Source organism: Pseudooceanicola batsensis HTCC2597 (genome assembly GCF_000152725.1).
GTDB classification, from domain to species: domain Bacteria; phylum Pseudomonadota; class Alphaproteobacteria; order Rhodobacterales; family Rhodobacteraceae; genus Pseudooceanicola; species Pseudooceanicola batsensis.
Genome location: NZ_CH724131.1, coordinates 2,658,091 through 2,671,856, shown reverse-complemented (window position 1 = coordinate 2,671,856; position 13,766 = coordinate 2,658,091). Strand labels below are relative to the sequence as shown.

Below are 13,766 nucleotides of genomic sequence, written 5' to 3'. Positions count from 1 at the left end.
CCGGGGTTCACGGATTGCCGACCGACGATGGCAGGACGGCGACGCCGCGGCCGGCGACGCCGTTGGTTTCGGCGACGAATGGGCGTTTCGACCCGCGCAGACGGTTCCGCGCCACGGCCTCGCGCGGCCAGTCGGCGGGCGCGTAGTCGAGCGGCAGGCTCTTGAGGATCGCCAGCGCCTCGTTGCCCAGACGGTTCGCGATGCAGGACCGCAGCGACGCCAGCGACGCCTCGAGTTCCTCGCGCCGGAGCTTGCGTTCATGGGCCATCTTGATGCGGGGGTGATCGCTCGGCGCGACGTTTTCCTCGATCAGCAGCTCTTCGTAGAGCTTTTCGCCGGGGCGCAGGCCCGAGAACACGATCTCGATATCGTCGGCAGTCGGATGCTCGGGGCTGCCCTCTTCGCCCGCGATCCAGGGCTGATATCCCGAGAGCCGGATCATCAGCTGCGCGAGGTTCAGGATGCGCACCGGTTTGCCCATGTCGAGCACGAAGACCTCGCCGCCGGCGGCCATGGCGTTCGACTGGACCACCAGCTGCGACGCCTCGGGGATGGTCATGAAATAGCGCGTGATGTCGGGATGGGTGACACGGACCGGCCCGCCTTCGGCAATCTGGTCGCGGAAGACCGGGATGACCGACCCGGACGAGCCCAGGACATTGCCGAAGCGCACCATCGAGATGGTCGTGTCGTCCTGCCGTTCGGCATAGGACTGGCAGATCAGCTCGGCCAGGCGCTTGGTCGCGCCCATGACATTGGTCGGGCGCACCGCCTTGTCCGTCGACACCATCGAGAAGGTCGAGACGCCGGTATTCACCGCCGCCCGGACCAACGTTTCGGTCCCGAAGACGTTGTTCTCGATCGCGGTCAGGACGTTCGACTCGAGCATGGGGACGTGCTTGTACGCCGCCGCATGGAAGACCGTGTCGACGGCCCAGTCGGTCATCACGCTTTCCATGAGGTGTTCGTTCGAGATGCTGCCCAGGATGGCGACGATCTCGGTCGTGCTCATCATCCGGTCCCGCGCCTCGGTCAGCTCCTTCTCGAGCGCATAGAGCGAATATTCCGATTGCTCGACCAGGACCAGGACTCGGGGATCGACCTTGAGGATCTGCCGGCAGATCTCGCTGCCGATCGACCCGCCCGCGCCGCTGACCAGCACCGACTTGCCCGCGGTGGTCGCGCGCATCAGGGCCGGTTCCGGCGGCACCGGTTCGCGGCCCAGCAGATCCTCGATCCGCACCTCCTTGAAATCGGTGATCTTCGCGCGGCCCGAGACGACGTCCGTGACGGCCGGGATGCGCTGGATCTCGACCGAGGTGGTCTGCAGCAGATCGGCCAGGTCCTTCTGGGCCTGCCGCGACACCTCGCTCATGGCGATGAAGACGATCTTGGCGTTCTTGGCCTCGATCACCCGTTCCAGGTGATGCGGCGAATAGACCCGCACGCCGCTGATCGTCGCGCCGGTCAGTTCCTCTTTCTCGTCCAGCAGCGCCACCGGGTTGAACTCGGACCCCTGCTGGAGCGAGGTCAGAAGCTGCCGGCCCAGGTCGTGTGATCCGTAGATGATGACGGGCTCGCCACGCAGCTTGATGTCGGCGCGGAAATAGGACCGGACGAGGAACCGACCGCCGACCGTGAAGCCGACGGTCACGAAGAAGAAGTTGATCGCCTGGACCACCGTGATCTGGCCGCCCACGAGGAACGACGACGCCCACAGGACCGCCGCGGCAAAGGCGTTGCCGACGATCATTCCCGCAAGCGTATGGGCCGAGGTAAAGCGCAGCAGGGCGCTGTAGACCCCCGTTCCCCCGAACGCGGCGATCGTCACCAGTGCGGTCACCACCAGCGGGATCGGTTCGAAGATGCGGAACATGTCGAGCAGCGTGTCGCGCGCAAGGGCCGCCGCGACGAAGTATGCGATCACGATCATGATCAGATCGAATACGATCTGGAGCACAACCTTTCGTCGCCGGGGAATATTGACCAGGTACTGCTTCATTCAGATTGTGGCTTACCGTCTGCCAGATCGTTTCACAAGGCAGCATACCCGCTACCAGGTTTCGGCCAATGGCTTTCCGTCCCGGACTTCGGCAATTCGCCGCCGGCACCCGGGATCCATGTCCTCGGGCAGCGAGTCGAGAGGGTAGAAGGCGACCTCCGCGATCTCTCGGCTTCCTTCATGCTCGCCGATCAGGAATTCCTCGGGCACCATCACCGCGACATGGTCCTGCGGAAATCGCGGGCGCTGGCAGAACACCCCGTGAAGGCTCAGCTTTCCCAGCAGCTTGACGCCGGTTTCCTGCTCGACTTCCCGCCGCGCCGTCTCGTGGATCGTCTCGCCCCGCTCGACGCCGCCGCCGGGAAGGTACCAGCCGGGCACGTAGGTATGGCGCACCAGCAGGACGCGCTTGTCTCCGGTGATCACGACACAGCGGACGCCCAGGGTCTTGGGTCTGAGCAGCCGGAAAAAGACATGCAGAATGCGCGCAATCATCGTTCATACCCAAGCCGGAACGCGGCCTGCCGGACAAGTTTGGTGCGAATCGGCGTCAGCTTCAAGGTGCCGCCCGTCGCGACGCGATCGGCGCCATGCGCACCGGCTGCAGATCTCTGCCGCGTCGATCGATGAAAGGAGGTTTGGTGGAGCCTAGCGGGATCGAACCGCTGACCTCCTGCATGCCATGCAGGCGCTCTCCCAGCTGAGCTAAGGCCCCTTTTGCCCGGGCTGAATCGCCCGTGCGGCGCTATCTATGAGATGCGGCAGGGCGGTTCAAGCGAAAAACAACGCCTGCCGCCCCGGGCGATCAGTCTTCGTCGTCTCCCGCGACATCCGCCAGATCGTCGAGCGAGACGTTGTCGTCATCCTCGTCCTCTTCCAGCAGTTCGTCGTCGATATCCACGTCGACGTCGTCATCCTCCAGCACGACTTCCTCTTCGTTGTCGGCCTCGGGCTTCTTGTTCGACGCATCCTCGGCATCCGCCGCGATCATGCGGTTCTTGGATTCGTCGAATTCGACGATTTCGCCGGTATAGGGGCTGACGATCGGCGACTTGTTCAGGTCGTAGAACCGCTTCCCGGTCGTGGGGCAAACACGCTTCGTGCCCCATTCTTCCTTGGGCATGGACATTCCCTCTTTGATGACATCACTTGCCGACGATCCGCGTCCCCTGCCATAAGCGGATCAGGGTGTCAAAGGCTTTCCGCGCAGGGTCGTGGCGCAACGGAGGACATATGGGTCATCATCTCCTGCCGGGCAACCCTCCGGTCGAAATCAACCTCAAACGATCCTCGCGCGCGCGCCGCATCTCGCTGCGCGTCTCGTCGCTGGACGGGCGGGTCACGCTGACTCTGCCGCGCGGCGTCTCCGAGGGCGACGGCATCGCCTTCGCCGCCGAAAAGGCCGACTGGCTGCGCGGGCATCTGGCCCGGCACGGCGGGACCCAGGTGGTGGCGGTCGGCACCGACCTGCCGGTCGCAGGGCGGCTCCTCAGCATTGCCGCCGGGGCCGGACGGTCGGTGCGGGTCGAGGGCGACCGGCTGCTCGTTCCCGGCGATCCCGCGCAGCTGCCCGCGAAACTCTCGGCCTACCTCAGGGCTTTGGCGCGCGATCGCCTCGTCGCCGCCTCGGACCGCTACGCCGCGCGGCTGGGGCGGCGCTATACGCGCATCACGCTGCGGGACACCCGGTCGAGATGGGGATCCTGTTCCGCGCAGGGCGCCCTCTCGTATTCCTGGCGCCTGATCATGGCCCCGCCCGAGGTGTTGGACTACGTCGCCGCGCACGAGGTCGCGCACCTGGCCGAGATGAACCATTCCCGCGCGTTCTGGGACACGGTGCAGGCGATCCACGGCCCGCACGAGGTGCAGCGCCGCTGGCTCAGGACCGACGGGACCGCCCTGCACCGTTTCCGGTTCGAGGCCCAGGATCGGGCCCATTGACCTCGCGCGATTTTGTGATCACATGCAATCATGCTGATGCAAACCCGCCCCGATCCGAGCCCCGCCGCCCATGAACGTGTCTATCGCGGCCTGCGCACCCGCATCATGCACGGCGAGATACCGCCAGGAGAATCCCTGACGCTCCGCGGGATCGGCCGCGAGTTCGGAGTGTCGATGACGCCGGCGCGGGAATCGATCCGGCGGCTCGTGGCGGAAGGTGCGCTCACGCTCTCCTCTTCGGGCCGGGTCTCCACGCCCGAGATCACCAACGAACGGATCGAGGAGCTGGCCGCCCTGCGCGCCCTGCTCGAGGTCGAGCTGGCCTCGCGTGCGCTGCCACGCGCCCATATCGCCCTGATCGACCGCCTGCAGGCGATCAATTCGACGATTTCGGAGATGGTCGAGCGGCACGACGCCGTGGGCTATATCCGGACCAACCTCGAGTTTCACCGCACGCTCTATCTGCGGGCGCAGGCCCCGGCGATGCTGGCCATGGCCGAAACCGTCTGGCTTCAGCTCGGCCCCACGATGCGCAAGCTCTACGGGCGGCTGCACCGGCGCGAATCGCCGCATTTCCACCGGCTGATCATCGCCGCGCTCAAGGCCGGGGACGAGCCCGGTCTTCGGCTGGCGGTCCGCTCGGACGTGACGCAGGGGCTGCGCCTGCTGACGACGTGATCACGCTGGTCGGGTTCCGCTATTCCGTCTACGTGCGGATCGCCCGGATGGCCCTGCACGAGGCCCGGCTTCCCTACCGGCTGGACGAGGTCGATCCCTTCGAAACCACCGCTGCGAATCCGCATCCGTTCGGGCGGGTCCCCTCGCTCGACCACGACGGATTCATGCTGCACGAAACCTCGGCGATCACCGCCTATGCCGAGGCACTCTCGGACGCCGGGTCGAGGCCCGCTCCTGCGAAGGCCCGTGCGCGCCAGCAACAGGTGATCGCGATCCTCGACAACTACGGCTACTGGCCTCTCGTGCGCGAGGTCTATGCAGCCGCGGTCTTCGGCCCGGCGACGGGCAGGCCGCGGGACGATGCGCGCGTCCTGCGCGGCCTCGACAGGGCACAGCCGGTGTTGACCGCACTTGACGGGATAGCGGCCGAAGGGCTGTGTCTTGCCGGAGAGGTGAGCCGTGCCGACCAACATCTCGCGCCGATGCTGGGCTGTCTTGCCGCCGCGCCCGAGGGGGCTCGGGCCCTCGCCCGCCACGGCGCCCTGGCCGCCCGGTTCCAAAAGCTGTCGCAACGGGCCAGCTATCGCGAGAGTGACCCCGGTCTGCCGACGGTCTAGGCGGCGAGGCCCTTCGAGCCCATGTTCAGGAACTTGCCACGCCGGTCCTTGACCAGATCGGCCGGCGTCTGCCCGTCCATCTCGGTCAGCATGGCAAGGATCTCCTGCCGGACACCATCGAACGCCGTCGCCCGGTTCCGGTGCGCCCCGCCCAGCGGCTCCGGTACGATCCGGTCGATCACCCCGAGCTCTTTCAGATCCTGCGCGGTCAGGCGCATCGCCTCGGCCGCCTCGCGCATCTTCTCGGAATCCTTCCACAGGATCGAGGCGCAGCCTTCGGGCGTGATCACCGAATAGACCGAGTGCTCCAGCATCGCGACCCGGTTCGCCGTGGCGAAGGCCACCGCGCCGCCAGACCCGCCTTCGCCGATGACCACCGACACCATGGGCACGCCGATCTGAAGGCACTTTTCGGTCGACCGGGCGATCGCCTCGGACTGGCCGCGCTCTTCGGCGCCCTTGCCGGGATAGGCACCGGGCGTGTCCACCAGCGTGATCACCGGCAGGCGAAACCGATCGGCCAGATCCATCAGGCGGATCGCCTTGCGATAGCCTTCGGGCCGGGCCATGCCGAAGTTCCGTTCGATCCGGCTTTTCGTGTCGTTGCCCTTTTCGTGACCGATCACCACGACCGGCCGATCCTCGAATCGCGCCAGCCCGCCCAGCACGGCCTGGTCCTCGGCAAAGTTCCGGTCTCCGGACAGGGGCGTGTATTCATTGAACAGCGCGTCGATATAGTCCTTGCAATGCGGCCGGTTCGGATGCCGCGCCACCTGGCATTTCCGCCACGGCGTCAGAGACTTGTACAGATCCTTGAGCATCGCCGAGGCCTTGGAATCCAGCGCCGCAGCCTCGGATTCGATGTCCATCCCCTCGGTCTGCTGGGCCATCGCCCGCAGCTCTCGCGCCTTGCCTTCGATCTCGGCCAGCGGCTTCTCGAAATCGAGGTAGCTGCTCACCTCGTTGCTGGGGCGGTCGGCACTGGTATCAGACATGCAATTCCCTCCGGAGTTGCGGGGTATATGCCCATGGCCGGAAGGCTTTGCAACTCTGCCGGACATGCCCGGCCCTCCGGACGGTCCCGGCCGCCGAGGGGTCGCAGTATCGGAGCCTAGCGAAAGAGCAGCGGGACGAGCGACGCCACCAGCAGCCCCGCCATGGTCCAGTTGAATACCCGGAGCCGCGCCGGGTTGGTGAGGACCCGCCGCATCTGTTGCCCCAGCACGGTCCAGACCGAGACACAGGGAATGCAGACCAGCGCAAACATCGCCGCCACCACCGTGATGGCAAGAAGGCTCTGATCGGCGGCATAGACCGTGATCGCGGTCAGCGCCATGGTCCAGGCCTTGGGGTTCACCCATTGGAACAACGCCGCCTGCAGGAACGTCAGGGGACGGCCCGCCGCCTCGGCCCGCGCCTCCGGCGGGGCCGCGCGGGCGATCTTCCAGGCCAGCCACAGCAGATAGGCCACGCTGACGACGCTCAGGACCGTGTGGGTGATCGGGAAAGCCACGAACACGCGGATCAGGCCCAGCCCGACCAGCAGCGTCATGACCGAAAAGCCGACGGCGATCCCCAGCATGTGCGGCATCGTCCGCCAGTAGCCGAAGTTCGCCCCCGAAGCCATGACCATCAGGTTGTTCGGCCCCGGCGTGATCGTCGAGACGAAACAGAAGGTCAGCAGGGCAAACAGTATATCATATGTCATGATGGGATCCGTCCTCGCCGCAACTTTATGGGATGCGCAGCGGCATTGGATTGCATATAGTTCTGGAAGTCACGGCCGTTGAGCAATGAAAACCGATCATGGACGAGATCAACCGCAAGATATTGCACGAGCTCACGCGCGACGGCCGCATCTCGAATCTCGATCTCTCGGACCGCGTGGGCCTCTCGCCCTCGGCCTGCCTGCGCCGGGTCCAGGAGCTCGAGAGACGCGGGGTGATCAAGGGCTATCGGGCCGTACTGGACCCGGTCCGGAATGGCGTCGGGTTCATCGCCTATGTCACCGTCGGGCTGAACAGCCATACCAAGGCTGCGCAGGAGGCTTTCGAACGTGCCATCGCCAAAGCCCCGGAGGTTCGCGAGTGCCACAACATCACGGGCGCCTGGGAATACCTGTTGCGGATCGAGGCGGCCGACCTCGCCGCCTACAAGTCGTTTCACACCGACATCCTGGGCACCGTGCCGCAGGTGAGCGCCATCACCTCATACGTCGTCATGGCCTCGCCCAAGGACGAGCGCGCCTGATCACCGGCAATAGGCCGCCTGTTCTCGCACCGCCTGGCCCGCTCCGGACAGGTCCACCGGCAGGGTATGTCCCTCGATCCTCAGCATACGGCCGCGCCGCAGCTGTTCCAGAAAGTCCGCCTGCGCCGCGGCATCGGCGAAGACCAGTTCGTAGCCGAAGACATTCCCCTTCAGGAAATGCGGATCCTTGGTCCGGCCGGTGAACTCGGCCGGCACGCGGAACTCCCGGCCGTCCACGGTCAGCCCGACGTCGCCCGCCGCCCGCCGCCGCGGATAGGCGAGGCGCACGGACCGGTCTGCGCCCTCGCATCGGATCGAGAAATACTCGCCCGCCGCCGAACGCTCCTGCGTGAGGTACATCAGGATGCCGTTCTGGCCGGGATCCTTGGACTGGACCCACTTGCCGCCGAAGACCTTGATCACGTCGTTCTCGACGACGTCGGCATGCAGCGGCAGGGCTGCCAGGGACAGGAAGAGCGAGAGAGCGAAATGGCGCATGAGGAACCTCCGGTTTCGTTCTTTCTAGAGGCGTAATCCGGCCTGCCAAGGGGCCAGGCCGGTTTTCGGGTCATTTCATCGTGAGTGTCGCGGCCGCGTCCGCCCCGTGGCCGCGCCCGAGGTTCAGCCGATCTGTGCGATCAGGTCCGACTGTTTCACGATCACCTCGGCCTGCTTGATCGAGGCGATATCCACCAGCCGCCCCTTGTAGACCACCGCGCCGGCCCCCGTGCGCGTCGCCTCCTCCATCGCGGCGAGGATCTCCCTGGCCTCGGTCACCTTCTCGTCGGAGGGGGTGAAGACCTCGTTGGCCAGCGCCACCTGATTGGGGTGGATGGCCCATTTCCCGACCATGCCCAGCAGCGACGAGCGCAACGCCTGCGCCCGGAACGCCTCTGCGTCCGAGAAATCGCCGAACGGCCCGTCGACCGGCAGCACGCCGTGGGTCCGGCAGGCGGCGACGATGGCGGTCTGAGCCCAGTGCCACGGGTCGGACCAGTATTTCTGGCCCTCGCGCAGCATGTAGTAATCCTCTTGCGTGCCGCCGATGCCGGTGGTCTGCATCCCCATCGAGGCGGCGAAATCTGCCGCGCCCAGGCTCATCGCCTGCAACCGGGGCGACGAGGCGGCAATCGCCTCGACATGGGCGATCCCCGCGGCGCTTTCGATGATGACTTCGAAGGCGATCGGCTTGCTGCGACCCTTGGCCTTCTCGATCGCCGTCACCAGCGCGTCGACGGCATAGACGTCCTCGGCGCAGCCCACCTTGGGGATCATGATCATGTCGAGCCGGTCCGACGCCTGTTCCAGCAGATCGACCACGTCGCGGTACCAATACGGCGTGTCGAGCCCGTTGATCCGCACGCTCAGCGTCTTTTTGCCCCAGTCGATATCGCCGATGGCCTCGATCGCCATGGCACGGGCCTTGTCCTTGTCGTCAGGTGCGACCGCGTCCTCGAGATCGAGGTTGATCACATCCGCGGCCGAGGCCGCCATCTTGGGCGGCAGCTTGGCGTTGGAGGCGGGGCCGAACAGCTGACAGCGGTTCGGACGCGACGGAGGCGCGGGCTGAATACGAAAGGACATCTTGCCACCTCGGGTAAGGAAATTACGTTTGGATCGTGTCGACGGTTATTAAATTACACCCCCCTCCGCAAGCGCGTTTTGCAGCGCAGCATGGCCGGCAGGAGAGATCCTCGGGACGGGTCCAAGGGCACCGCGAGGACCGGGGCCGACGTCATACTCGGCCTCGTCCCGGGGATTTCCGGTCCGCCGCGAAACGCTCCCGTGGAATGCCACGTCCGTGCAAGATTCTTTCGCACCTGACGTCTCGACCTGCACAAATTTTCGCTTTTCTCCGGCTATGACGTGGATTTGCACGATATTCCCGGGTTGAATCGACAATAGTCCCGCCAAGTGAAGGAGCTGACAGATGATCGAAACCCCCTATCTCCTCTTCCTCGGCGATGCGCCCGACATGCTTGCCGCCAAGGTGGCGCAGGGTATCCGCGACTGGCGCCCCGAAAACGCCATCGGCCAGTTCCGCATGGAGGGCTGCAAGGCCGACATGAACCTGCCCGACATGACCCTGGCCGAGGCGAAAGCGGCCGGGGCCCGGACCCTGGTGATCGGCGTTGCGAACCGCGGCGGCGTCATTTCCGCCGCCTGGAAGAAGGTCCTGGTCGAGGCGCTGGAAGAAGGCTTCGACCTGGCCTCGGGCCTGCACAACCTGCTGCGCGACGAGCCGGACCTGAAAGCCGTGGCCGAGGCGACAGGCCGGCGGCTGCACGATGTCCGCGTCCCTTCCGTCCAGTATCCGATCGCCAACGGCGAGAAGCGTACCGGCAAGCGCTGCCTCGCCGTGGGCACCGACTGTTCGGTCGGCAAGATGTACACGGCGATGGCCATGGACCGCGACATGAAGCAGCGCGGGCTCAAATCCTCGTTCCGCGCCACCGGCCAGACCGGCATCCTGATCACCGGAGAGGGGGTGCCGCTCGATGCGGTGATCGCGGATTTCATGGCCGGATCGGTCGAATGGCTGACGCCCGGCAACGATCCGGATCACTGGGACATGATCGAGGGGCAGGGCAGCCTGTTCCATGTCTCCTATTCCGGCGTGACCATGGCGCTGATCCACGGCGGCCAGCCGGACGCGCTGATCCTCAGCCACGAACCCACGCGCGAGCATATGCGCGGCCTGCCCGGCTACAAGCTCCCCTCGCTCGAGATGTTGCGGGACACGGCCCTGCCGCTGGCCCGCGTGGCCAACCCGGCCTGCGAGGTGGTCGGCGTTTCCGTCAACACGCAGCACATGGGCGAGGACGAGGCGCAGAGCTACCTGGCCGAGGTCGAGGCACGGATGGGCCTGCCCGCGACAGACCCCTACCGGTTCGGCGCGGCCAAGCTGGTGGATGCGCTGGTGGCGCTGGGCTAGCCTCCGGGCGGGATCGCGGGTGGCGGCGTCGAGGCCTCCGGCGGGAGTATTTTCGGCAAGATGAAGGAGGGGCGCGTGCATATCACGGTCAAGGCAGATTCGTTTCCGCTGGCGGAAGTCTTCACGATTTCCCGCGGCAGCCGGACCGAGGCGCAGGTGCTGACGGTCGAGGTGACCGAAGACGGGCATACGGGGCGCGGCGAGTGCGTACCCTATGCGCGGTACGGGGAAACGCTGGACAGCGTCGCGGCCGACATCTCCGGCCTCGTGCCTTCGGACCGGGCGGCGCTGCAGGAGGCGCTTGCGGCGGGTGCGGCCCGGAACGCGGTGGACTGCGCGCTCTGGGATCTCGAGGCGAAACGCCTGGGACGGCGGGCCTGGGAGATCGCCGGGCTTCCGGCGCCGGGACCGGAGATCACCGCCTTCACCCTCTCGCTGGCGGAGCCGGAGGTCATGGAGGCGGCAGCACGGCGCCATGCCCACCGGCCGCTGTTGAAGATCAAGCTGGGCACGCCGGACGACATGCCGCGGCTCGAAGCTGTCCGGCGCGGGGCGCCCCGGGCCCGGATCATCGTCGATGCCAACGAGGGCTGGACCGCCGAGGTCTATGCCGATCTCGCGCCCCACCTTGTCCGGCTCGGTGTGGCGCTGGTCGAACAGCCCCTGCCCGCGGGCGAGGACGCGGCGCTGATCGGCATGGAGCGACCGGTACCGGTCTGCGCCGACGAGAGCTGTCACGACCGCGCGAGCCTGCCCGGGCTGAAGGGCAAGTACGACGTGGTGAACATCAAGCTGGACAAGACCGGCGGCCTGACCGAGGCGCTGGCGCTGCGGGAGGCCGCGCGGGCCGAGGGCTTTGGCGTCATGGTCGGCTGCATGGTCGGATCGTCGCTGGCGATGGCGCCGGCGGTGCTGGTCGCGCAGGGTGCTGTCGTGACCGACCTTGACGGGCCGCTTCTGCTGGCTCAAGACCGCGACCACGCTTTGCAATTCGACACCGAGGGCGTGCATCCGCCTTCGGCCGCGCTCTGGGGATGACCCGTTGGGAAGGAGATCATCATGACCCGCATCGTCTATGTGAACGGCGACTACCTGCCTGAGGCCGAGGCCAAGGTGTCCGTCTTCGACCGTGGGTTCCTGATGGCCGACGGCGTCTATGAGGTGACGAGCGTGCTCGACGGCAAGCTCGTGGATTTCGAGGGTCATGCAAAACGGCTGGAGCGGTCGCTGGGCGAACTCGACATTGTGTCGCCGGTGACGACGGACGAATTGCTGTCGATCCACCGCGAACTGGTGAAACGCAACGACCTGACCGAAGGCGGGGTCTATCTGCAGATCACCCGCGGCGCCCCGGCAGACCGGGACTTCGCCTTTCCCGACCCGGAGACGACGCCCTCGACCATCGTGCTGTTCACCCAGGTCAAGAACCTGGCCGACGCGCCGGCCGCGCGGACCGGGATCAGCGTGATCTCGATCGAGGACAGGAGATGGGCGCGCCGCGACATCAAGACGGTGCAGCTGCTCTATCCCTCGATGGGCAAGATGATGGCCAAGGCCGCCGGCGCGGACGATGCCTGGATGGTCGAGGATGGGCTGGTGACCGAGGGCACCTCGAACAACGCCTATATCGTCAAGGGCGGCAAGATCATCACGCGGCAGCTGTCGAACGACATCCTGCACGGGATCACCCGCGCCGCCGTCCTGCGCCTGGCGAAGGAGGCGCAGATGGAGGTCGAGGAGCGCGGGTTTTCCGTCGAGGAGGCACGCGAGGCCGACGAGGCCTTCGTTACCTCGGCCACCACCTTCGTGCAGTCGGTGGTGAAGATCGACGAGGCCACTATCGGCGAGGGCACCCCCGGGCGCATCGCCCTGCGCCTGCGGGAAATCTACATCGACGAGAGCCGCAAAAAGGCGATCTGACCTGCGCCCCTGACCGGCCAACTGCACGAGGTCGGGCAGGCTGCGCCACGCTCTGGGCCGAGGCCGCCCCGCAATCGGGCGATTTCCGACCTTTCGGCACGAGGGCATCGGCCCCGGGCCATCGCGGCGTCGGTGGCGCATGGACCTTTGCCCGCGCCGATGTGTAAGGTCCGGACCAGAGGGGACAGGAGTTCGGGGATGTACGATCTTGCGGCTATCGGCGCCTGGCTGGAGTTCGCCGTCAGGTGGGTTCACGTGATCACGGCTATCGCCTGGATCGGATCGTCGTTTTATTTCATCGCCCTGGATCTCGGACTGCACCGCGACCGGGACCTGGCCTCCGGCGCCGATGGCGAGGAGTGGCAGGTGCATGGCGGCGGCTTCTATCATGTGCAGAAATATCTCGTGGCGCCCGACAAGATGCCCGGCGACCTCGTCTGGTTCAAATGGGAGAGCTACTCGACCTGGCTGTCGGGGTTCGCGCTGCTGATCCTGGTCTATTACCTGGGGTCGGAGTTCTACCTTGTCGATCCGGCCGTGGCCGACCTCTCGGGGGCTGCGGCCATCCTGATCTCTCTCGCGTCGCTGGCGATCGGCTGGCTGGTCTACGACCGGATCTGCAAGTCGCGGTTCGGGGACGACAACACCCGGCTGATGCTGGCGCTGTACGTGATCCTGGTCGGGATGGCCTATTTCTACACCCATGTCTTTGCGGGTCGTGCGGCCATGCTTCACCTCGGGGCGCTGACCGCGACGATCATGAGCGCCAACGTCTTCTTCATCATCATGCCGAACCAGCGCATCGTGGTGGCCGATCTCAAGGCGGGGCGCGTTCCGGAGGCGAAATACGGAAAGATCGCCAAGCAGCGGTCCACCCATAACAACTATCTGACCCTGCCCGTTATCTTCATGATGCTGTCGAACCACTACCCTCTCGCCTTCGCGACGGAGTACACTTGGATCATCGCCAGCCTGGTCTTCCTGATGGGCGTGACGATCCGGCACTATTTCAACAGCATTCACGCGCGCAAGGACGGCCCTCTCTGGACCTGGGCGGCCACCGCGATCCTGTTCCTGCTTGTAATGTGGCTGTCCACGGCGCCGATGTTCCGCGCCGATGAACCCGAAGAGGCCACGGGCGCCGCGTTGCGTTTCGCCGAGGCCGAGGGATTCGATCAGGTGCATGACATCGTGCTGGGCCGCTGCTCCATGTGTCATGCGGCCGAACCGGCGTGGGAGGGGCTGCTCTGGCCGCCCCGGGGCGTGCGCCTCGAGACCGGGGGGCAGATCGCCCGGCAGGCCCGCGCGATCTATCTTCAGGCGGCGCTCGGCCATGCCATGCCGCCCGCAAACCTGAGTTTCATGGAGCCGCAGGAGCGCGCCGCGATCATCGCCTGGTATCGGGCGGCGTCGGACTGACCGG

15 protein-coding genes and 1 tRNA gene are annotated in these 13,766 nt (G+C 66.2%); 8 read left to right on the top strand and 8 right to left on the bottom strand.

What is annotated here, in order from left to right; translation table 11 throughout:
• Positions 1-7: 7 nt before the first annotated feature.
• The 4 genes from OB2597_RS16855 to OB2597_RS16840 form a co-directional block, all read right to left on the bottom strand.
• Entirely contained in the window at positions 8-1,960 is a 1,953-nt protein-coding gene (locus OB2597_RS16855) for a polysaccharide biosynthesis protein (protein ID WP_161601045.1), read from the bottom strand.
• 93 nt (positions 1,961-2,053) lie between these two features.
• Positions 2,054-2,497 (bottom strand): NUDIX domain-containing protein, encoded by a 444-nt coding sequence (locus OB2597_RS16850; protein ID WP_009806818.1) that lies wholly within the window; start codon positions 2,495-2,497, stop codon positions 2,054-2,056.
• A 144-nt stretch (positions 2,498-2,641) separates the two neighbouring features.
• Positions 2,642-2,717 (bottom strand) — tRNA-Ala (locus OB2597_RS16845).
• Positions 2,718-2,807: 90 nt separating this feature from the next.
• The gene (locus OB2597_RS16840; protein ID WP_040609887.1) at positions 2,808-3,125 is read right to left on the bottom strand and encodes a TIGR02300 family protein; all 318 of its coding nucleotides are present in this window, start codon (positions 3,123-3,125) and stop codon (positions 2,808-2,810) included.
• Positions 3,126-3,235: 110 nt separating this feature from the next.
• Between OB2597_RS16840 and OB2597_RS16835 the strand changes: the two genes are divergently transcribed.
• Genes OB2597_RS16835 through OB2597_RS16825 form a run of 3 tightly spaced genes read left to right on the top strand, consistent with a single transcriptional unit; the run spans position 3,236 to position 5,238 of the window.
• A complete protein-coding gene (locus OB2597_RS16835; RefSeq protein WP_009806816.1) occupies positions 3,236-3,943 on the top strand; it encodes a M48 family metallopeptidase in 708 nt (235 codons plus the stop codon).
• A gap of 30 nt (positions 3,944-3,973) precedes the next feature.
• On the top strand, positions 3,974-4,621 hold the full coding sequence (locus OB2597_RS16830) for a GntR family transcriptional regulator (RefSeq protein WP_009806815.1): 648 nt from the start codon (positions 3,974-3,976) through the stop codon (positions 4,619-4,621).
• Positions 4,618-5,238, top strand: coding sequence for a glutathione S-transferase family protein (locus OB2597_RS16825; protein WP_009806814.1), 621 nt, complete (start codon positions 4,618-4,620; stop codon positions 5,236-5,238). The genes OB2597_RS16830 and OB2597_RS16825 overlap by 4 nt, the downstream gene beginning before the upstream one ends.
• Here the strand turns inward: OB2597_RS16825 and OB2597_RS16820 are convergent.
• Positions 5,235-6,197, bottom strand: a complete 963-nt coding sequence (locus OB2597_RS16820) for an acetyl-CoA carboxylase carboxyltransferase subunit alpha (RefSeq protein WP_040609886.1) — start codon at positions 6,195-6,197, stop codon at positions 5,235-5,237. The two genes, OB2597_RS16825 and OB2597_RS16820, sit on opposite strands and share 4 nt — an antisense overlap.
• Positions 6,198-6,349: 152 nt before the next feature.
• Positions 6,350-6,946: a LysE family translocator gene (locus tag OB2597_RS16815; protein WP_009806812.1), complete on the bottom strand. Its 597-nt coding sequence runs from the start codon at positions 6,944-6,946 to the stop codon at positions 6,350-6,352.
• A gap of 98 nt (positions 6,947-7,044) precedes the next feature.
• Between OB2597_RS16815 and OB2597_RS16810 the strand changes: the two genes are divergently transcribed.
• Complete coding sequence (locus tag OB2597_RS16810) at positions 7,045-7,488, top strand: Lrp/AsnC family transcriptional regulator (RefSeq protein WP_009806811.1); 444 nt, start codon at positions 7,045-7,047, stop codon at positions 7,486-7,488.
• Here OB2597_RS16810 and OB2597_RS16805 read toward each other — a convergent pair whose 3' ends face one another.
• Complete coding sequence (locus OB2597_RS16805) at positions 7,489-7,986, bottom strand: hypothetical protein (RefSeq protein WP_009806810.1); 498 nt, start codon at positions 7,984-7,986, stop codon at positions 7,489-7,491. It abuts the gene before it with no gap.
• 123 nt (positions 7,987-8,109) lie between these two features.
• Complete coding sequence (locus tag OB2597_RS16800) at positions 8,110-9,072, bottom strand: L-malyl-CoA/beta-methylmalyl-CoA lyase (protein ID WP_009806809.1); 963 nt, start codon at positions 9,070-9,072, stop codon at positions 8,110-8,112.
• Positions 9,073-9,418: 346 nt separating this feature from the next.
• Between OB2597_RS16800 and dgcN the strand changes: the two genes are divergently transcribed.
• The 4 genes from dgcN to OB2597_RS16780 all read left to right on the top strand — a co-directional run bounded on the left by dgcN (position 9,419) and on the right by OB2597_RS16780 (position 13,762).
• Positions 9,419-10,423 carry an N-acetyltransferase DgcN gene (gene dgcN, locus OB2597_RS16795; RefSeq protein WP_009806808.1) on the top strand — a complete coding sequence of 335 codons (1,005 nt, stop codon included), beginning with the start codon at positions 9,419-9,421 and terminating at the stop codon, positions 10,421-10,423.
• A gap of 60 nt (positions 10,424-10,483) precedes the next feature.
• Positions 10,484-11,461 (top strand): N-acetyl-D-Glu racemase DgcA, encoded by a 978-nt coding sequence (dgcA, locus tag OB2597_RS16790; RefSeq protein WP_009806807.1) that lies wholly within the window; start codon positions 10,484-10,486, stop codon positions 11,459-11,461.
• A gap of 21 nt (positions 11,462-11,482) precedes the next feature.
• Complete coding sequence (locus OB2597_RS16785) at positions 11,483-12,343, top strand: D-amino-acid transaminase (RefSeq protein WP_009806806.1); 861 nt, start codon at positions 11,483-11,485, stop codon at positions 12,341-12,343.
• A gap of 198 nt (positions 12,344-12,541) precedes the next feature.
• Entirely contained in the window at positions 12,542-13,762 is a 1,221-nt protein-coding gene (locus OB2597_RS16780; protein ID WP_009806805.1) for a urate hydroxylase PuuD, read from the top strand.
• Positions 13,763-13,766 lie beyond the last annotated feature (4 nt).

Excerpts from the sequence above, each read along its gene's own strand:
- OB2597_RS16805 (WP_009806810.1), bottom strand. The coding sequence starts at position 7,986 with ATGCGCCATTTCGCTCTCTCGCTCTTCCTGTCCCTGGCAGCCCTGCCG.
- OB2597_RS16780 (WP_009806805.1), top strand. The coding sequence starts at position 12,542 with ATGTACGATCTTGCGGCTATCGGCGCCTGGCTGGAGTTCGCCGTCAGG.
- OB2597_RS16840 (WP_040609887.1), bottom strand. The coding sequence starts at position 3,125 with ATGCCCAAGGAAGAATGGGGCACGAAGCGTGTTTGCCCCACGACCGGG.
- OB2597_RS16835 (WP_009806816.1), top strand. The coding sequence starts at position 3,236 with ATGGGTCATCATCTCCTGCCGGGCAACCCTCCGGTCGAAATCAACCTC.
- OB2597_RS16815 (WP_009806812.1), bottom strand. The coding sequence starts at position 6,946 with ATGACATATGATATACTGTTTGCCCTGCTGACCTTCTGTTTCGTCTCG.
- OB2597_RS16810 (WP_009806811.1), top strand. The coding sequence starts at position 7,045 with ATGGACGAGATCAACCGCAAGATATTGCACGAGCTCACGCGCGACGGC.
- dgcA (WP_009806807.1), top strand. The coding sequence starts at position 10,484 with ATGAAGGAGGGGCGCGTGCATATCACGGTCAAGGCAGATTCGTTTCCG.
- dgcN (WP_009806808.1), top strand. The coding sequence starts at position 9,419 with ATGATCGAAACCCCCTATCTCCTCTTCCTCGGCGATGCGCCCGACATG.
- OB2597_RS16800 (WP_009806809.1), bottom strand. The coding sequence starts at position 9,072 with ATGTCCTTTCGTATTCAGCCCGCGCCTCCGTCGCGTCCGAACCGCTGT.
- OB2597_RS16830 (WP_009806815.1), top strand. The coding sequence starts at position 3,974 with ATGCTGATGCAAACCCGCCCCGATCCGAGCCCCGCCGCCCATGAACGT.
- OB2597_RS16850 (WP_009806818.1), bottom strand. The coding sequence starts at position 2,497 with ATGATTGCGCGCATTCTGCATGTCTTTTTCCGGCTGCTCAGACCCAAG.
- OB2597_RS16785 (WP_009806806.1), top strand. The coding sequence starts at position 11,483 with ATGACCCGCATCGTCTATGTGAACGGCGACTACCTGCCTGAGGCCGAG.